This is a genomic window from Streptomyces sp. NPDC107550 (assembly GCF_055639095.1).
Genome location: NZ_JBVKBC010000017.1, coordinates 53,626 through 71,832 on the forward strand (window position 1 = coordinate 53,626; position 18,207 = coordinate 71,832).

Below are 18,207 nucleotides of genomic sequence, written 5' to 3' on the forward strand. Positions count from 1 at the left end.
GCTCGGCACACATACGAGAAGGCCATTGCCGGTGGGGTGTTTCGCATCCCTGCGCGGCAATGGCCTCCTCGTCACATCTGCGGCCGCCCGGCGGGTGCGCGTGCGCGCGCCCGGACGGCTGCTGTCGACCCTAGCGGGTCCCGCTTCGGTCGCGGTACGGACTCAGATGCCGACCTTGATGCGCGAGAAGCGCTTCAGGGTGACACCGGCCTCCTGGAGGACCTTCTCGACGGACTTCTTGTTGTCGAGGGCGTACGGCTGGCCGAGCAGCGTGGCGTCCTTGAAGAAGCCGTTGAGGCGACCCTCGACGATCTTCGGCAGGGCGGCCTCGGGCTTGCCCTCGGCGCGGGTGGTCTCCTCGGCGACGCGGCGCTCGGACTCGACGACCTCGGCCGGGACGTCGTCCTTGGAGAGGTACTTCGGCGCGAAGGCGGCGATGTGCTGCGCGACGCCCTTGGCGACCTCGGCGTTCTCCTTGTCCAGCTCGACGAGGACACCGATCTGCGGGGGCAGGTCGGGCATCGTGCGGTGCATGTACGCGGTCACGTAGCCGCCGGAGAACTGCGCGAAGCGGTCCAGGACGATCTTCTCGCCGAGGTTGGCGTTGGCCTCGTCGACGTACGCCTGGACGGTCTTGCCGGCCTCGATCTCGGAGGCGAGCAGGGCCTCGATGTCGGCGGGCTGCGTCTTGGCGATGTGCGCGGCGATCTCGTTCGCCACGGCCTGGAACTTCTCGCCCTTGGCGACGAAGTCCGTCTCGCACTTCAGCTCGACGATGACACCGGAGGTGTTGTCGTCGGCGATGAGGGAGACGACGGCACCGTTCTCGGCGGAACGGCCCTCGCGCTTGGCGACGCCCTTCTGGCCCTTGATGCGCAGCGCCTCGACGGCCTTGTCGACGTTGCCCTCGGCCTCGTCGAGCGCCTTCTTGCAGTCCATCATGCCGGCGCCCGTGAGCTCACGGAGCTTCTTGACGTCAGCGGCGGTGTAGTTCGCCATGATCCTGTTTTTCTCTCTACGAAGTCTGAAGCAGTCTGAGAACGACAGTGGAGGCCACGGGTGAACGGCGGGGGCCGAAGCCGACCCCCGCCGTCACCTCATGCTTCCGGATTCCCGAACGGGTCAGGCCTGCTCGGTGTCCGCGGCCGGAGCCTCGGCCGGGGCCTCGGCGGGAGCGGCGGCAGCCTCGGCGGCCGGGGCCTCCTCAGCCTTCTCCTCAGCCTTGTCCTCGACCTTGTCGTCGGCCTTCTCGTCGGCCTTCTTCTCGCCCTCGAGCAGGTCGCGCTCCCACTCGGCGAGCGGCTCGCCCTGGGCCTTCTCGCCCGGCTTCTGGTCGCCCGCGGCCTGGCCGGAACGGGCGATGAGGCCCTCGGCGACGGCGTCGGCGATCACGCGGGTGAGCAGGGTGACGGAGCGGATCGCGTCGTCGTTGCCCGGGATCTTGTAGTCGACCTCGTCGGGGTCACAGTTCGTGTCGAGGATCGCGACGACCGGAATGTTGAGCTTCCGGGCCTCGCCGACAGCGATGTGCTCCTTCTTGGTGTCCACGATCCAGACGGCGCTGGGAACCTTGGACATCTCGCGGATACCGCCGAGGGTCTTCTCCAGCTTGGCCTTCTCGCGCGACAGCACGAGAAGCTCCTTCTTGGTCAGACCGGACGCGGCGACGTCCTCGAAGTCGATCTGCTCGAGCTCCTTGAGGCGCTGCAGACGCTTGTAGACGGTCGAGAAGTTGGTGAGCATGCCGCCCAGCCAGCGCTGGTTGACGTAGGGCATGCCGACGCGGGTGGCCTGCTCGGCGATGGCCTCCTGCGCCTGCTTCTTCGTACCGACGAACATGACCGTGCCGCCGTGGGCGACGGTCTCCTTGACGAACTCGTAGGCGCGGTCGATGTACGACAGCGACTGGAGCAGGTCGATGATGTAGATGCCGTTGCGCTCCGTGAAGATGAAGCGCTTCATCTTCGGGTTCCAACGACGGGTCTGGTGACCGAAGTGGACGCCGCTCTCCAGCAGCTCCCGCATCGTGACGACGGCCATGGCCGTACTCCTCATGTGTTCTCGGTTGTTTCCTGACGCCCCGGTGCGCGCTCGCCACGTACGTCGCTTTCGCTGGTACGGGACCGATGGGCGCTGCACCCGCTGGACTCGCGTCCGGTGTCGGGGCGTGCGAAGTCGATCCGGTGGCCCGGATCGCCACATGAAGTGTACGGGACCCGCGAGGTACCGGGTGACGCCGATGTCCACAACCGACCAGTAGTCCACCATTCCTCGCCATGATCCCCGCGCGGCGCCATCTCCGGGCACGCTCAGAGACATGCGAAAACTACTGTGCGTGACGAATCCCGGGCCACCCGGTCCACCCGGCCCGCCGTCTCCGGGGGCGGTGCGGGGGCCGGTCCGCCGGACGGCCCGGGCCTTCGCGCTCGGCGCCGCCTGCGCCCTCGGGCTCGCGGCGGCGCCCGCGACGGCCACGACACCCGCCGAGCCACCCGTCCCCCGCGCCCGCTACTGGCCGGTCGGCGAGGACCCGCCCCTGGTCCGCCCCTGGACCCCACCGGCGACGCCGTACGGTCCCGGACACCGCGGCGTCGACCTGGCGGCCCCCATCGGCGCACCGGTCCGCGCGGTCACGGACGGCCGGATCTCCTACGCGGGCCGGATCGCCGGACGCGGCGTGCTCGTCGTCGAACTGGCCGATACGGGAGATCCGCCGCTGCGCACCACCTACGAACCGGTGACGGCGACCCTGCCCCGCGGCGCCCCGGTCCACGCCGGCGACACCATCGGCACGCTGGAACTCCCCACAGGCCACTGCCCACCCACCACCCCGTCCTGCCTGCACTGGGGTCTGCTCCGCGGCGCCACTTATTTGGACCCGATGGCGCTTCTGCCGGTGCGGCGTTCCGTTGGGTACCGGCTGCTGCCTGTTTGGGGGGTGGGGTGAGTGGGGTGAGTGGGGTGAGTGGGGTGACTGGGGGCTGCCCGGGCGGGTGAGGCGGGTGGGGCTGGGCTGCGTGGGGCGGCGGGGGGGAGCCCCCCAAGGGTCAGCCTTGGACGCCCCGCAGGGCCATGGCCACGGCCGCTTCCACGATCGCCGTGTGGTCCTCGGCTACGCCCAGTTCGATGCGGCGGACGGCCGCGTCCACGACGCCCTGGAGGAGCATGGCCGCGAGCCGGGGCTGTTCGTGTCCCATCTCGCCGAGCGCTTCGACGATCATGGCGACGAGTCCGCCGTGCGCGGCCCGGATCTTCTCGCGGGCGCCGGCGTCGAGTTCGCTGGCGGAGATGGCGACGACGGCGCGGTGGCGCCGGTCCCCCACCAGCGCGAGTTGTTCGCGGACGTACGCCTCGACCTTGCCTTCGGGTGTCGTGGCGCGGGCCATGCCGGCTTCGACCTCGGCCGCCCAGACGGGGAAGTCGACCGCGCACAGTTCTTCGACGACCGCCGCGCGGGACTTGAAGTACTCGTACACGGAGGAGCGTGCGAGGCCCGTCCGTTCCGCCAGCGCGGGGAACGTCAGCGCGTCCGTCCCGCCCTCCGACAGCAGGGAGCGCGCCGCGTCCAGAAGGGCGGCCCGCTGCATCGTCCGGTGCTCGGCCACTGAGGCCGCTCGAATCCTTGGCACCTCTCCACTTTACGGATGTGCTGTGGCGGGCGGGAGTCGTCGCGGCGTCACCGCACCCGGTGCGCGGTGCGTGCGGGGCGGTTCGCGGGGTGGTGCCGCTCCCCCGCCGATCTCCCCTGCGACCAGGGGTGATCCTGTCGGCAGGGACGATTCGCCTACCGGTCGCGGCGGGGTGTGTTCACCGTCCGAAACTGGCCAGCTTCGCCCGGAGCTGGAGCACGGACTTGGTGTGGATCTGGCTGACGCGGCTCTCCGTGACGCCCAGGACGTTGCCGATCTCGGCCAGGGTGAGGCCTTCGTAGTAGTAGAGCGTCACGACGGTCTTCTCGCGGTCGGGCAGGGTGTTGATGGCGCGGGCCAGGTAGCGGCGCAGTTCCCGGTCCTCGGCGACCTCCACGGGGTTGTCCGCGTGGTGGTCCTCCAGGGTGTCCATGAGGCTGAGCCGGTCGCCGCTCTCGCCGCCGACGTGCAGCAGTTCCTCCAGGGCCACGACGTTGGCCAGGGACAACTGGCTGAACACGGCGTGCAGGTCCTCCAGCGGGACGCCCATCTCGTGGGCGACCTCGCTCTCGGAGGGGGTGCGCCGCAGCTTGGCTTCCAGGGTGGCGTAGGCCCGTTCGACGTTGCGTGCTTTCTGGCGTACGGAGCGTGGGATCCAGTCGAGGGCGCGCAGTTCGTCGATCATGGCCCCGCGGATGCGGGTGATGGCGTACGTCTCGAACTTGATCTCGCGCTCGATGTCGAACTTCTCGATGGCGTCGATCAGCCCGAAGACCCCGGACGACACGAAGTCGGCCTGTTCCACGTTGGGTGGCAGGCCCACGCTGACCCGGCCGGCGACGTACTTGACCAGGGGCGAGTAGTGCAGGATGAGCTGCTCGCGCAGCCGCTCGTCGCCGGTCGCCTTGTACGACCTCCACAGCTCCTCTAGGGAGGAGGGAGCCGGAGGCCGCACGCTGGAGCCGCGGGCCGCGGGAGGTACCGCCGCCCGGTCGGACCCGGAGGTGTGCTGTGGCATGCGCCGCCTTGTGCCGTTCTGCTGCGTACCTGGGGTGTCGGTCAGGGGGGAGGGGATGGGTGTGTGCGTGGTTCTGGGTGCTTTGCTGATGAAGATGCCGTCTTGCCCGTCTGGGAATGATCCGTACCGAACTACCTGCCTGATTCCGGATTGAGGGGACGAACCCGAATCCTGGTGAGCGTAGCGTGACTGTGGTGTCGCAGTGTGCGAAGGGTATGGGATCGTACGCGCGCAGATACGTTCCGTTGGGCGACTTGCGCGGGCGGTCCGCTCGCCGTCCGTGACCGGCCCGGAGCCTCAACTTCCGGAATTGCCAAGGTCATCGGGGGTCATCCGGACGGCGGAACACGCAGCGTCAGGGAACTTCAGGTTCCGGTAAGACCGGGTCCGTCGCCTGGCGTGTCAACTGCCAGCCGTCGCCGTGTCGTTCGACGTACCCCAACGAGCGCAGTTCGTACAACCTCCCGATGGTGTCGTCGATGCCGGCGCCGGCTCCGTGGGCGATCTTCGACGCGCTCCATGTCTCCCGCGCGGGGAGGGCCGCGAGTACGCGTGCGGTGTCGGGCGGGAGCAGGTCGCGGGGCAGGACCGGTCCGCGCCGCTCCGGTGCCAACTCCCCCATGGCTCCGACGAGCTCGACGACCTCTTCGGCGTCGGTGACGAGCGTCGCATCTTTACGCAGCAGTTCGTGGACGCCGGCGGAGACGGTGCTGGTCACGGGTCCAGGGACACCCATCGTGTGGCGGCCGAGGCGCGCCGCCCAGCGGGCGGTGCCGAGGGCGCCGCTGCGGTAGGCGGCTTCGACGACGACGGTGCCTCTGGTGAGGGCGGCGATGAGGCGGTTGCGGAGGATGAAACGGCTGGCGGTGGGGTGGTCGCCGGGTGGCAACTCTCCGATCACGAGCCCCTGTTCCGCGATCCTGTCGATCAACTGGGCGTGGCCGCGCGGGTAGACCCTGTCGACTCCGCAGGCCAGGACCGCGACGGTGGCCCCGGTCGCGCCGAGGGCTCCGCGGTGGGCGGCGGCGTCGACCCCGTACGCGCCGCCGGACACGACGACCCAGCCGCGCTCGGCGAGCCCTGCGCCCATGCCCGCGCCGACCCGGACCCCGTAGTCGGTGCAGGCTCTCGCGCCGACGACGGCCACCGAGCGCAGCGCCCACAGGCGAAGTGAGGGTGCTCCCCGTACCCACAGGCCGATGGGGCGCGCGTCCTTCAGGTCGTCGAGCTGGCCGGGCCACTCGGGGTCGCCGGGGCAGAGGAAGCGGGCGCCCGCCCGGTCGGCGCGGGCCAGGTCGTTCTCGGCGGGCGGGGCTTCCCTGGCCCGGGTCAGGAGTCCGGCCCAGCGTTCGGCCCGTACGCCGGGCAGGGGGTGGTCCTCGGCGTCGGGGGCGTCGAGGCGGCGGACCGTCTCGACGGCCCCGAACTCGCGCAGCCATTTGCCCGCCTGCTCCCAGCCGGGCTCCACGATCCGGGTGAGCCGGGCGCGTGCGTGCCGTACCTCCTCGGGGACGCCCGGGCCGCTCATGAGCCGGCTCCGATGGTCATGGGGACGCCGCGGGAGATGCCGGTGCGCAGTTGCAGGGCGAGGGCGACGTCCTGGGCGAAGGGGCGGTCGCGTCCGGCGAGGTCGGCGACGGTCCAGGCGACGCGCAGGACCCGGTCGAGGCCGCGGGCGGTGAGGAAGCCCCGCTCCAGGTCCAGCTCCGCTTCGTCGAGGGCGCCGGGGGCGGCGGGCCAGCGGGTGCGCAGGGCGTGGCCGGGCACTTCGCTGTTGGTGCGCCAGGGGGTGTCGGCGTAGCGGGCCGCCGCTCGTTCGCGTGCGGCGCGTACGCGGTCGGCGACGACCTGGGTGCTCTCGCCCCGGGGGCCGTATCCGGCGAGTTCGTTGCGGGTGACGGCGTCGACTTCGACGCGCAGGTCCACGCGGTCGAGCAGCGGCCCGGACAGGCGTGCCTGGTAGCGGCGCACGGTGGCGGGCGGGCAGTCGCACTCGCCGCCGAGTGCGCGGTACTGCCCGCAGGGGCAGGGGTTGGCAGCTAGCGCCATCAGGAAGCGGGCGGGGAGCCGTACGACGCCGGCGCTGCGGGCGATGACGACGTGTCCGGATTCGAGGGGCTGGCGCAGGGCGTCGAGGGCGCGGCTGCTGAATTCGGGCGCTTCGTCGAGAAAGAGAATTCCGCGGTGCGAGAGGGAGACGGCTCCGGGGCGTGCGACGCCGGGGCCGCCGCCGACGAGGGACTGCATGGTCGCGGAGTGGTGGGGTGCGCAGTAGGGCGGTGTGTCGATCATGGATTTGCCGGGTGGGAGCATGCCGGCCACGGAGTGGATGGCGGTGACTTCCAGGGCTTCGGGGCGGGTGAGGGGCGGCAGGATCGCGGGCAGGCGTTCGGCCAGCATGGTTTTGCCCGCGCCGGGCGGGCCGGACAGCATCACGTGGTGGCCGCCCGCCGCGGCGACCTCGATGGCGGTGCGGGCGGAGAGCTGTCCGACGACGTCGGCCAGGTCGAGTCCTTCGCCGGGGGTGCCGCCGAGGCCGGTGCCGGCGCCGCTGCCGGGCATGCTGAGGCCGGCGAGCATGGGGTCGGGCCTGCCGCGCTCGGTCGGTTCCTCATCGGGGACGGGTTCGTCGGTGAGGACGGCGATGAGCTGGCGCAGGCTGCGGACGCCGAGGACGGAGATCCCGGGGACGAGCGCGGCCTCGCCCGCGGTGCATTCGGGTACGACGACCTGTTCGTAGCCGGCGTCGGCGGCGGCCAGCACGGCCGGAAGGACTCCCCGTACGGGGCGGACCCGGCCGTCGAGTCCGAGTTCGCCGATCATCACGATGTCGGCGAGGACGCGCGGGTCGATCCGCTCGGACGCGCCGAGGATCGCGCAGGCGACGGCGAGATCGAAGCCCGAGCCGCCCTTGGGGACGGAGGCGGGGCTGAGGCCGACGGTGAGCTTCTTCTGCGGCCAGTCGGCGCCGGAATTGCTGACGGCCGCCCTGACGCGGTCCCGGCTCTCGACGAGGCTCTTGTCGGGCAGTCCGACGAGGGTGAAGGCGGCGACCCCTGGTTCGAGGTCGGCCTGTACTTCTACGACGACGCCTTCGACGCCTACCAGGGCCACGGAACACGTACGCGCGAATCCCATGTCAGGACACCCCCCGTACGTGCTCGACGCGGGGTGCTCCGCGGCTGGGGAGCAGGATGCCGATGACGTCGATGCGGACGCCGCCGGGCGGGGCTCCCCCGTGTTCCTGGACCCAGCGCTCGGCCAGGTGCCGTAGTCGCCGTGCTTTCAGCGGGGTGATCGCGGCCATCGGGTGCTCGAAGGGGCTTTCCCCGCGCCGGGTCCCCGGGGCGCTCTCCGCTCGCCCGTGGTCGTCGCCGCGCTCGTGCTCCCTGTCCGGGCCGGGGCGGGCGGCCGGTCCGCTGGCCCTGCGGGTCTTGACCTCGCAGACGACGATCGCGTCGCCGTCCCGCGCCACGATGTCGATCTCGCCGGTGCGGCCGGCCCGCCAGTTCCGTGCGAGCACGGTCATCCCGGCGTCCACCAGCAGCCTCGCGGCCAGGTCCTCGCCGTACTTTCCCATCGCGCCTCGTGCGTTCACGTCGGCATCACCTCCGACGACCACGCTGATGCCTGCGGCCGAAAGAAGTGGATCTTGGTGAACTACTGAGGCGTTGTGGAAAACTCCGTCACCCTCACGGGTGAGGACAACGGGCCGGGGCCCAAATCACGTCCCAGCCGCACCAGGCCCCAGGGACATCACGTCCCAGGGCCCCGGATCAGCTCCCCGGAAGCTCCAAGTCGCTCTTGTTCAGCTCCTCGATGTTCACGTCCTTGAACGTGAGCACCCGTACCTGCTTGACGAACCTGGCCGGCCGGTACATGTCCCAGACCCAGGCGTCCGCCATCGACACCTCGAAGAACACCTCACCCTGGACCGAGTGCACCTGCATCTCGTAGTCGTTGGTGAGGTAGAAGCGCCGCTCCGTCTCGATCACATATTTGAACAGCCCGACGACGTCGCGGTACTCCCGGTAGAGCTTCAGCTCCATCTCGGTCTCGTACTTCTCGAGGTCCTCGGCGCTCATGGCATGTTCCCCTTCAGCCGTGCGTCCCCCCATTGTGCGCCAGGCTCGGGGGCCTCTAGACGATTTCCGTGTCGAGGATCTCGGGCCGGCTCGGGGGACCTTCGTCGAGCAGCCGCCTCAGCAGCTCGGCGAGTCTGGTCGGGTACACCGTCTCATGCCCCTCGGCCAGTTCCTGGCACGTCCACCAGCGCGCTCCCGCGACCGAGCGGCGTTCCAGGTCGGTCAGCCCCTCCCCGTTGATCGCCGCGACGGTGCCCGTGGAGCTCGTACGGGCCAGGTAGTACCACTCGTCCTGGTCCCAGCGGCGCCCGGCGAACGGGAACGAGCAGAACCGCTGCCACAGCACCGGGCCCAGTTCCACGTCGGTGATGCCGGTCTCCTCGGCGAGCTCGCGCAGGGCCGCCGCCGCGTGCGTCTCGTCGCCCTCCAGGCCGCCGCCCGGGGTGAACCACCAGCCGTTCGCCCGGTCGTCCGGCTCGTGCCCGTGCAGCAGGAGGACGCGGTCGTCCTGGTCGAGGAGCAGGACCCGGGCCACCTTGCGCGGCGCGGCGCCCGGCTCAGACACGGACCGGCTCCGGTGCCGAGGCACGTGAGCGCCGGGAGCGCTTGGCGATCGGCCCGTACGCGGCGCCGCCGAGGACGAGGACCGCGCCCGCGATGACGGCGGCGACGATCAGGCGCAGGGGGCCGGGCCGCGAGATCCCGCCGGGCATGGCGGCGAAGCCGGTGGGCTTGGCCAGCATCCCGTCCAGGGGCCATGCGACGGCGTCCACCCGGCCCTGTACGGCGCCGCGCTCCACCGAGCCATGGGTGGAGTCGCCGAGGTGCACGCTGGAGTCCAGGGAGCCGCTGCGCTCGTCGCCGAGCAGGAAGAGGCGGCCCTTGGGGACGGTGGTGGTCTTGATGCCGGAGAGCGAGGCGGACTTGCCGGACGGCAGATACGGTTCTTCGACCTTCTTGCCGTTGACGGTCAGCTTGCCGTCGGTGCAGCAGGCGACCGTGTCGCCGCCGATGCCGACGACGCGCTTGACCATCGGCATGTCGCCCCAGGTCGCCTCCTTGAAGACGACCACGTCACCGCGCTTGACCGCGCTGCCGTCGATGCGCTGCGCGAGCACCCGGTCGCCCGCGCCGATGGTGGGCGTCATCGAGTCGGTGGGCACGGTGTAGGGCTGGTAGACGACCGCGCCCCAGACGAATCCGCCGAGGAAGAGCACACAGCCGAGGGCCACGGCGATGCCGGACAGCACGCTGCCGACCTTGCCGTGACCCTCGTCCGTACGTCGTGTCCTGCTCATCCCAGTTGCTCCCCAGCGTCGGAGAAATCGACCTCGCGCCCCGGCCGGACAGCGGCACGGAGCGCGGAAGATCGGCGATCTGGGACGGCACCCTACCCGGCGGTACCGGTCGCAGAAACCCTGGTGTTCCCCTCGGTAAGACGCTTGTTGATCTTGCGCCTGCGCCACAGCACGAGCGGGACGGCACCCGCGACACCGAGGGCGCCCGGGGCGACGTTCGCCGCCGCGTTGATGCCCGGCTGGCTGAAGGTGTCCGGGACGGGCAGCGACGACCAGTGCGTGGGCGGCCAGGCGACGACGATGGCGCGGCCCACGACGTTGTCGACGGGGACGAAGCCGCTGTTCTTGTCGTTCTGGTGGTACCGGGAGTCCATCGAGTCCTGCCGGTGATCACCCATGACCCAGATTTTGCCCGCGGGTACCTTCACCTTGAAGGTCCCGCCGCCGTTGTCGGCGGTGCACGGGGTGTTGCCCGGGAAGACGTACGGCTCGCTGAGCGCCTTGCCGTTGACCTTGAGCGGGCCCGTGCCGTTGCACTCGACGGTGTCGCCGCCGACGCCGACGACGCGCTTGATGAGGTCGCGCTCGTCGGCCGAGGGCATCAGGCCGACCCAGCCGAGGACCTTCTGGATGGCGTTCGGCTTGGCGGCCGGCTCGCCCTCCAGCCAGTTGTCCGGGTCGTTGAAGACGATGACCTCGCCGCGCTCGGGCTTGGACCCGAACCAGGGCGTGAGTTTGTCGACCAGGACGCGGTCGCCGACCTTCAGCGTGTTCTCCATCGAGGCCGACGGGATCGAGAACGCCTGCACCAGGAACGTCTTGATGATCAGCGCCAGGACCAGCGCGATCACGATGAGGAGCGGCAACTCCTTCCAGAAGGAGCGCTGCTTCTTCGGCTGCTTGCCGCGTGTGCCGGAGGCGGGGCTGCCGCCTGCCGTGGAGCCGCCTCCGGGGGCCGTCTCCATCCTGTCACCGTCCCCGGGCGCGCGGCCCGCCGCGTCCGGACTCGCTACGTCGTCGGGCCGCTCGGGCTGCTCCTCCGGACCATGCCCGGACCGTGCGCCGACCGCCAAGTCCCCCACATCCACTCCTCACTCCGTGCCGCTGCCTGATCCCTACGTGATGCAGGCCCACCACTCCCATAACGAGCGGGAGTTCCGCAGGGCTCGGGAGGGGGATCAATCCGTCCGAATCCGATGCGCTCGAACCCGGTCCGGCGCTGTTCGTGAGGGCCACCCTATGCGACGTGCCGGGGGCCGCGGACGACCCCGACCCGTGCGCGTCGGCCACCGCCGTGAAGGTCTCGGGCTCTTTCAGTGACGCCCAGTGCCCGACCGGCCACAGGATCCAGCGGGCGCGCCCGACGACGGAGTCCTCGGAGACCGTGCCCTGGAAGCCGTCGGTCAAGTGGTAGCGGGAATCAGCCGAGTTGGCGCGGTGGTCGCCCATCACGAACAGCCGGCCCTCGGGCACCTTCACCGAGAATTCGAACTTGGAGGGGGCGTTGCCCGGGTGGATGTAGGAACGCTCGTTCAGGGGCGTGCCGTTCACCGTGACGCGGCCCCGGTCGTCACAACACTTCACCGTGTCGCCGCCTACGGCGACGACCCGCTTGATCAAGTCACGTTCGCTGTCGGACGGGAGCAGCCCGATCCACGTCAACCCGGCCTTGATCTGTTTGACCCCCACGGGGTCGTCCTTGGCCGGTCCTGTCTCCTGTTCCAGCCACTTGCCGGGGTCCTTGAAGACGACGACGTCGCCCCGGTGCACCTTCGCCCCGAACCAGGGCGTGAGCTTGTCGACGACGACCCGGTCGCCGATGCGGATCGTCTGTTCCATGGAGCCCGAGGGGATCACGAAGGCCTGGACGAGGAACGTCTTGAGGACCAGGGCGATGAGCAGTGCCACGCCTATGAGGAGGGGTATCTCCTTGAGGGCGGAGCGCCTGCGGCGGCGTTTCACCTTGCGGGCGAGTCTGCGCCGTTCCGCGCGGCCCGCGCGCGGGGGTGCGGAGGGGGGCGCGGAGGTGGGTCTGCTCCCGGTGGGCAGCGCCTCCCCGGACGCGTCGCCGGCCCGCCCTCTGCCCCGCCTACCCATGGCCACCGCCGGGTGCGGGCACGCGCGCGTAGACGTCCGTACGCGACAAGGAGTGCCAGTGTCCGGCGGGCCAGGCGATCCACTGCGCCTTGCCGATGACCTGGTCGACGGGGACGAAGCCGCCGCCGGGTGCGCCCAGGTAGTCGCGGGAGTCGCGGGAGTCGGCGCGGTGGTCGCCGAGCAGGAAGAGGGAGTCCTCGGGCACCTTGATGTCGAAGCGCACTTCGCTGGGTCTGTCCTTGGCGTACAGGACAGCGCGTTCGTCCACGGACTGCCCGTTCACCTGGAGCCTCCCCCGGCTGTCGCAGCAGACCACATGGTCGCCGCCCACGCCCACGACGCGCTTGACGTAGTCCGCGTCACCGAAGTACCCGCTGCCGTCGAAGACGACCACGTCTCCGCGCCTCGGTTCGGCACCGAAACGGTACGCCAGTTTGTTCACCAGGACCCGGTCTCTGACCTGGAGGGTGCTCTCCATGGACCGGCTCGGGATCTGGAAGGGCTGCATCACGAAGACGCCGAAGGCGAGCAGCAGCGCGAGGAAGCACAGCAGCGCGAGCGTGATCCGGCCGCCGGGCAGCCATGCGGCGAGGGCGCCGACGACGCGGGAGGGCAGGGCCCGGGAACGCGAAGAGGAGCGCGACCGGTTCTCCTCGCCCGCTGAGGTGTGCTCGGGGGGCTGGGAGGAGCGGTCGCGCTCCACAGGCTGTGCTTCGGTGTCCATCGAGGCCAGATGCTATCCGGCGACGCTGTGACCCCGAACGCGAGATCAGTTCTCGCGCTTCTCCTTGATCTTCGCGGCCTTGCCGCGCAGGTCGCGCAGGTAGTACAGCTTGGCGCGGCGGACGTCACCCTTGGTGACGAGCTCGATCTTCTCGACGATCGGCGTGTGCACCGGGAAGGTGCGCTCGACGCCGACGGAGAAGGAGACCTTGCGGACCGTGAAGGTCTCGCGGACACCGGCGCCCTGGCGGCGGATGACGACGCCCTTGAACTGCTGCACGCGGGAGCGGTTGCCCTCGATGACGCGGACGTGCACGTTGACCGTGTCGCCCGGGCGGAAGGCGGGGACGTCGCTGCGCAGCGACGCGGAGTCGACGGAGTCGAGCAGGTGAGACATGATCGTCTGCTTTCTTCGCCGATGCCACAGGTCATCGACGGGAGGTATGCGATGGGTTTCGGTAGCTGTTCTCGTCGGGCTCCGCGTCGTTCCCCCTGTGGCAGGGGCGCGGGCTGGACGTACAGCAGCGGCCTATTCTTCCACGGCCTCGGGCGTTGGCCCAAATCGTCCGTCGGGGCCGGGGCCCCAGCCGAGGATGGAGAGCATCTCGCGGTCCTTCTTGTCGAAGGCCGCGGAGTCGGTACGGGCGATCAGATCGGGCCTGTTGCGCACGGTACGGCGCAGTGCCTCGTCCCGGCGCCAGCGGGCGATCTTGCCGTGGTGGCCGCTGAGCAGCACCTCGGGGATGTCCCGGCCGCGCCACTCGGGCGGCTTGGTGTAGACGGGGCCCTCCAGGAGGTTGGCCATGGCGCCGGGCGCGAAGGAGTCGTCCTGGTGGGAGGCGGCGTTGCCGAGGACGCCGGGGAGCAGGCGGGCGACGGCCTCGGTGATGACGAGGACGGCGGCCTCCCCGCCGGCGAGCACGTAGTCGCCGATGGAGACCTCGTAGACGGGCATGCGGGTGGCGTACTCGTCGATGACGCGGCGGTCGATGCCCTCGTAGCGGGCGGGCGTGAAGACGAGCCAGGGCCGCTCGGAGAGCTCCACCGCGAGTTCCTGGGTGAAGGGGCGCCCGGAGGGGGTGGGGACGACGAGGGCGGGGCCGTGGGCGCCCCGCTCGTAGCCGTCGGCGAGCACGTCGTCGAGGCAGTCGCCCCACGGCTCGGTCTTCATGACCATGCCGGGTCCGCCGCCGTACGGAGTGTCGTCGACGGTGTTGTGGCGGTCGTACGTCCACTGCCGCAGGTCGTGCGCGTGGACGTCGAGCTGTCCACGCGCGCGTGCCTTGCCGACGAGGGAGACGTTCAGCGGTTCGAGGTACTCGGGGAAGATCGTGACGACGTCGAGCCGCATCAGCCGCCGGCCTTCCCGGAACCCTCGTCCTGCCCGGCGTCTTCAGCGCCCTCGGCGTCGACCGTACCCTCAGCGTCCGCCGAGGTCTCGGCGTCGCGCGTGGAGGCGATCTCGGCGTGGTCGTCGATCAGGCCGGGCGGCGGCGTGATGACGGCCTTCTGCTCCTCCAGGTCGATCTCGGCGACGATCTCCTCGACGAAGGGGATCATGACCTCGCTGCCGTCGGGCCGCTCGACGATGAACAGGTCCTGCGAGGGCAGGTGCGAGATCTCCGTGATGCGTCCGACCTCGGTGCCGTCGGCGGTGACGACGTCGAGGTCCATGAGCTGGTGGTCGTAGAACTCGTCCTCGTCCTCGGGGAGTTCCTCGGGGTCCACCTCGGCGATCAGCAGGGTGTTGCGCAGCGCCTCGGCGCCGGTGCGGTCGCGTACGCCTTCGAAGCGCAGCAGCAGGCGCCCGCTGTGCACCCGGCCGGACTCGATGGTGAGCGGCCCTGTGGACGCGGGGTCGGTGGCGAGGACGGCGCCCGGGCCGAGCCGCAGCTCGGGCTCGTCGGTGCGCACCTCGATGGTGACTTCACCCTTGATGCCGTGGGCGCGGCCGATGCGCCCGACTACAAGCTGCACGTTGAGCTATCTCCTGTCATACGACTAGGGCCGGGGACGGCCCGTAAGCCCTCCCCGGCCCGAGCCGGTGTTCAACTTTGTCAGCGAACCTGATCGACGTCGACGAGGTCGACGCGGATGCCGCGGCCGCCGATGGCACCCACGACAGTACGCAGAGCGCGGGCGGTACGGCCGTTACGGCCGATCACCTTGCCGAGGTCGTCGGGGTGGACCCGGACCTCCAGCACGCGCCCGCGGCGCAGGGTGCGCGAGGCCACCTGCACGTCGTCGGGGTTGTCGACAATGCCCTTCACGAGGTGCTCAAGAGCCTCCTCGAGCATGCTCAGGCCTCGGTCGACTCGGACGCAGCCTCAGCGGCCTCGTCCTTCTTCTCAGCCTTCTTCTTCTGGGTGATGGCCTCACCCTTGGGCTCGTCGGCCGTGGCCAGCGCCTCGAAGGAGGGGCGGGCGGCCTTCGGCTCGGCGACCTTCAGCGGCTCGGGGGCGGGCAGACCCTTGTGCTTCTGCCAGTCGCCGGTGAGCTTCAGGATGGCGAGGACGGGCTCGGTCGGCTGCGCGCCGACGCTCAGCCAGTACTGCGCGCGCTCCGAGTCGACCTCGATGCGCGAGGGGTTCTGCACCGGGTGGTACAGGCCGATCTCCTCGATGGCCCGGCCGTCACGGCGGGTACGGGAGTCGGCGACGACGATGCGGTAGTGAGGCGAACGGATCTTGCCCAGACGCTTCAGCTTGATCTTGACTGCCACGGGAGTGGGTTCTCCTGGATTGACGTGGGTGGGCACAACGAGATGCCGCGTGGGGTTGCGGTACCCGATGGCCCGATGGACGCGTCAGCCGTAGGAGAGAGGGGTCCTGTTCGACTGTCGAGTACAGCTTGCCATTCTGCCATACGTGGGACGCCCCCCTCGACCGAGGCCGGGCAGGGGCGTCTGCGGACCCCGGCGTCCGGGCTCGGGGACGGCCGCGCCCGCGTACGGCCGTCCCACCAGGGCCGGGGCGGTCAGCCCGCGGCGGCGACGACCGCCTCGGGGATGCGGAACGGCTTGCCGCAGCCGCCGCACACGATGGGGGCCTGCGCCAGCACGGAGGGCACGACGCGGACATTGCGCCCGCAGTCACACACCGCCTTGACGCGGACGCCGCCGCCGGAGGAGCCGTGGCGCGCGGCCGGCCCCCGGAAGCTGCGCTTGGTGTCCGCCGCGGTGGCGACGGTGTGCGCCTTGAGGGCGCGCTGGAGGCGCTCGATGGTCTGGCGGTAGCGCTGCTTCGCCTCGGAGTTGAGCGTGACCAGGGAGAAGCCGCTGCTGGGGTGCGGCTCCTCGGGGTGGTCGAGGCCCAGTTCCTCGGCGATGGCCAGGAATCTGCGGTTGTGGTACCGGCCGGCGCGGGAGGTGTCGCGGATTCCGCGCGCGGCTGCGATGCCGTGGACTGCCTCGTGGAGGAGTCGCTCGAAGGAGAGCTCGTGCCCGCAGGCGGACGACGACTCGCCGATCAGGGATTCGGGCGCGGCAAGATCCGGCAGTTCGGGGTGGTGCCGCTGAATGTCGGCCCACGCCCCTGCCAGCTCTGCGGCGAGAACAGGTGGTGTCGTGCTCACGTCGTGACAACGAGCCGGGGTGCCTCTGTGTTCCTATTCCGGGGCATCCCAAATAATTTGCACGTACCAGTCAGTTGCCGCCCATGCGTCCTGACGAGGGCGGGTGCGCTGATCTGCGGAGAAGGCGCACAGCTCACGCCAAGGTGGTGCGTAGCAACACGTACGCCCCGGCGCGTACGCGGGGTCGCGCGCCGGGGCGTCGGTTGCGCAAGAGCGGTTTCGGCCCAAGTGCCGTTCGGCCCGGATGCCGGCTCGGCTCACGGGCCGTCGCGACTCGCGTGCCGTTGCGGCTCGCGTGCCGTCGCGGCCTCAGTAGGCGCGGGCGACCACCGCGACGTTACCCGGTGCGTCGTCGGCGTCCGGCACCGACCCGTCGGCGGCGAGCAGGCACCGTACGGTGACGCCGTGCTCGGCGAGCCGTTCCTCGCCCTCGGGGCCGAGGGCGGCCCACGGGATGCGGGCCCAGCCGCCGGCCGTGGCCGCTTCGACGGCGTCCTCGAAGCGGGTGACGTCGGTAGTGCGCAGGCGCCGCCGCTCCCGGGACTGGGCCAGCAGGAGCGCCTGGTCCTCCTCCAGGATGCGCGGCAGGACGTCGGGGAGGGTCTCGACGGCGACGGAGGTCTTGCCGCCGGGGATGCGGCGGGCGAGCATCACCGTGCCGTTCTCCAGGTCGCGGGGCCCGACCTCGACGCGGACCGGGACGCCCTTGAGCTCCCAGTCGACGGCGCGGCGCCCGAAGGGGGTGTCGGTGCGGTCGTCGACGTGGACGCGGACGCCGGCCGCTTCGAGGGCGGCGGCGATGGCGCGGACCTGTGCGACGACGGCGTCGTCGCCCTTGATGGCGAGCACGACGGCCTGGACGGGCGCGAGGCGGGGCGGTACGCGCAGGCCGTTGTCGTCGCCGTGCATCATCACGAGCGCGCCGATCATGCGGGTGGTGGAGCCCCAGGAGGTCTGCCACACGAGTTCCTGTGTGCCGTCCTTCGACAGGTACTGCGTGTGGAACGCCTTGGCGAAGTTCTGGCCCAGTTCGTGGCTGGTGCCCATCTGGAGGGCCTTGCCGTCGCCCATCATCCCTTCGAGGGTGAGGGTGTTGATGGCGCCGGCGAAGCGTTCCCTGGCGGTCTTGCGGCCGAGGACGACATCCATGGCGAGGATGTTCTCCATGAAGTCGGCGTACACGTGCCGGTGGATACGGGCGGCGAAATCACGCGCCTCTTCATAGGTCGCGTGTGCCGTGTGTCCCTCCTGCCACAGGAATTCAGTCGTACGGAGGAACAGGCGGGGCCGCAGTTCCCAACGGACGACGTTGGCCCACTGGTTGATCAGCAGGGGCAGATCGCGGTAGCTCTGGATCCACTTGGCGAAATACTCGTTGACGATCATTTCGGAGGTGGGGCGGACGACTGCGGGTTCTTCGAGTTCCTTGCCGCCTCCGTGGGTGACCACGGCGAGTTCGGGTGCGAAGCCCTCGACGTGGTCGGCCTCCTTGGCCAGGTAGGACTGCGGGATCAGGAGCGGGAAGTACGCGTTCTGCGTGCCGGTCTGCTTGATGCGCGCGTCCATCTCCTGCTGCATCCGCTCCCACAGGCCGTAGCCGTACGGTCGGATGACCATCGTGCCGCGCACCGGCCCGTTGTCGGCCAGTTCGGCCTTGGCGATCAGGTCCTGGTACCAGCGCGGGAAGTCGTCCGCCTGGGGCGTGAGCACGGGGGGTTTGGCCATGGCGCGCATGCTACGGCGCTCTACGCGCGCGGGGGAATTCGTTTTTCGCCCGGTTGCCG

At 70.4% G+C, this 18,207-nt stretch carries 21 protein-coding genes; 1 reads left to right on the forward strand and 20 read right to left on the reverse strand.

From position 1 onward, the window contains the following. Positions 1-162: 162 nt before the first annotated feature. On the reverse strand, positions 163-999 hold the full coding sequence (gene tsf, locus ACZ7LY_RS22170; protein WP_471626385.1) for a translation elongation factor Ts: 837 nt from the start codon (positions 997-999) through the stop codon (positions 163-165). A gap of 123 nt (positions 1,000-1,122) precedes the next feature. After that, on the reverse strand, positions 1,123-2,040 hold the full coding sequence (rpsB, locus tag ACZ7LY_RS22175; protein ID WP_471626386.1) for a 30S ribosomal protein S2: 918 nt from the start codon (positions 2,038-2,040) through the stop codon (positions 1,123-1,125). A 295-nt stretch (positions 2,041-2,335) separates the two neighbouring features. On the opposite strand from rpsB, the gene ACZ7LY_RS22180 reads away from it, so the two are divergent. Continuing rightward, the gene (locus ACZ7LY_RS22180; protein WP_471626387.1) at positions 2,336-2,947 is read left to right on the forward strand and encodes a M23 family metallopeptidase; all 612 of its coding nucleotides are present in this window, start codon (positions 2,336-2,338) and stop codon (positions 2,945-2,947) included. A gap of 100 nt (positions 2,948-3,047) precedes the next feature. On the opposite strand, the gene ACZ7LY_RS22185 is transcribed toward ACZ7LY_RS22180, so the two are convergent. From ACZ7LY_RS22185 to proS, 18 genes are all read right to left on the reverse strand, one after another. Beyond that, positions 3,048-3,605 (reverse strand): TetR/AcrR family transcriptional regulator, encoded by a 558-nt coding sequence (locus ACZ7LY_RS22185; protein WP_471626388.1) that lies wholly within the window; start codon positions 3,603-3,605, stop codon positions 3,048-3,050. A gap of 202 nt (positions 3,606-3,807) precedes the next feature. Further along, positions 3,808-4,647: an RNA polymerase sigma factor WhiG gene (whiG, locus tag ACZ7LY_RS22190; RefSeq protein ID WP_471626389.1), complete on the reverse strand. Its 840-nt coding sequence runs from the start codon at positions 4,645-4,647 to the stop codon at positions 3,808-3,810. A gap of 355 nt (positions 4,648-5,002) precedes the next feature. Further along, positions 5,003-6,175: a DNA-processing protein DprA gene (gene dprA, locus ACZ7LY_RS22195; RefSeq protein WP_471626390.1), complete on the reverse strand. Its 1,173-nt coding sequence runs from the start codon at positions 6,173-6,175 to the stop codon at positions 5,003-5,005. Next, on the reverse strand, positions 6,172-7,785 hold the full coding sequence (locus ACZ7LY_RS22200) for a YifB family Mg chelatase-like AAA ATPase (protein ID WP_471626391.1): 1,614 nt from the start codon (positions 7,783-7,785) through the stop codon (positions 6,172-6,174). Before ACZ7LY_RS22200 ends, dprA begins: the two co-directional genes overlap by 4 nt. Before the next feature lies 1 nt (position 7,786). Continuing rightward, positions 7,787-8,245 carry a YraN family protein gene (locus ACZ7LY_RS22205; protein ID WP_471626392.1) on the reverse strand — a complete coding sequence of 153 codons (459 nt, stop codon included), beginning with the start codon at positions 8,243-8,245 and terminating at the stop codon, positions 7,787-7,789. Positions 8,246-8,423: 178 nt separating this feature from the next. Then, entirely contained in the window at positions 8,424-8,732 is a 309-nt protein-coding gene (locus ACZ7LY_RS22210) for a DUF2469 domain-containing protein (RefSeq protein ID WP_005311352.1), read from the reverse strand. A 55-nt stretch (positions 8,733-8,787) separates the two neighbouring features. After that, a complete protein-coding gene (locus ACZ7LY_RS22215; protein ID WP_471626393.1) occupies positions 8,788-9,297 on the reverse strand; it encodes an NUDIX hydrolase in 510 nt (169 codons plus the stop codon). After that, complete coding sequence (gene lepB / locus ACZ7LY_RS22220) at positions 9,290-10,030, reverse strand: signal peptidase I (protein ID WP_471626394.1); 741 nt, start codon at positions 10,028-10,030, stop codon at positions 9,290-9,292. The genes ACZ7LY_RS22215 and lepB (ACZ7LY_RS22220) overlap by 8 nt, the downstream gene beginning before the upstream one ends. A gap of 92 nt (positions 10,031-10,122) precedes the next feature. Next, a complete protein-coding gene (lepB, locus tag ACZ7LY_RS22225; protein ID WP_471626395.1) occupies positions 10,123-11,112 on the reverse strand; it encodes a signal peptidase I in 990 nt (329 codons plus the stop codon). After that, a complete protein-coding gene (gene lepB / locus ACZ7LY_RS22230; protein WP_471626396.1) occupies positions 11,000-12,127 on the reverse strand; it encodes a signal peptidase I in 1,128 nt (375 codons plus the stop codon). Before lepB (ACZ7LY_RS22230) ends, lepB (ACZ7LY_RS22225) begins: the two co-directional genes overlap by 113 nt. Beyond that, complete coding sequence (gene lepB / locus ACZ7LY_RS22235) at positions 12,120-12,851, reverse strand: signal peptidase I (RefSeq protein WP_471626397.1); 732 nt, start codon at positions 12,849-12,851, stop codon at positions 12,120-12,122. Before lepB (ACZ7LY_RS22235) ends, lepB (ACZ7LY_RS22230) begins: the two co-directional genes overlap by 8 nt. 45 nt (positions 12,852-12,896) lie before the next feature. Next, entirely contained in the window at positions 12,897-13,247 is a 351-nt protein-coding gene (gene rplS / locus ACZ7LY_RS22240) for a 50S ribosomal protein L19 (RefSeq protein ID WP_128435180.1), read from the reverse strand. Between the two features lie 132 nt (positions 13,248-13,379). Beyond that, entirely contained in the window at positions 13,380-14,201 is an 822-nt protein-coding gene (gene trmD / locus ACZ7LY_RS22245; protein WP_471626398.1) for a tRNA (guanosine(37)-N1)-methyltransferase TrmD, read from the reverse strand. Continuing rightward, positions 14,201-14,827: a ribosome maturation factor RimM gene (gene rimM / locus ACZ7LY_RS22250; RefSeq protein WP_471626399.1), complete on the reverse strand. Its 627-nt coding sequence runs from the start codon at positions 14,825-14,827 to the stop codon at positions 14,201-14,203. The genes trmD and rimM overlap by 1 nt, the downstream gene beginning before the upstream one ends. An 80-nt stretch (positions 14,828-14,907) precedes the next feature. Beyond that, positions 14,908-15,147 carry an RNA-binding protein gene (locus ACZ7LY_RS22255; protein WP_003980229.1) on the reverse strand — a complete coding sequence of 80 codons (240 nt, stop codon included), beginning with the start codon at positions 15,145-15,147 and terminating at the stop codon, positions 14,908-14,910. 2 nt (positions 15,148-15,149) lie between these two features. Next, positions 15,150-15,572 (reverse strand): 30S ribosomal protein S16, encoded by a 423-nt coding sequence (gene rpsP, locus ACZ7LY_RS22260; protein WP_471626400.1) that lies wholly within the window; start codon positions 15,570-15,572, stop codon positions 15,150-15,152. Positions 15,573-15,826: 254 nt separating this feature from the next. Next, positions 15,827-16,423: a hypothetical protein gene (locus ACZ7LY_RS22265; protein ID WP_471626401.1), complete on the reverse strand. Its 597-nt coding sequence runs from the start codon at positions 16,421-16,423 to the stop codon at positions 15,827-15,829. Positions 16,424-16,732: 309 nt separating this feature from the next. Further along, positions 16,733-18,148 carry a proline--tRNA ligase gene (proS, locus tag ACZ7LY_RS22270; protein ID WP_471626402.1) on the reverse strand — a complete coding sequence of 472 codons (1,416 nt, stop codon included), beginning with the start codon at positions 18,146-18,148 and terminating at the stop codon, positions 16,733-16,735. Positions 18,149-18,207: the final 59 nt, after the last annotated feature.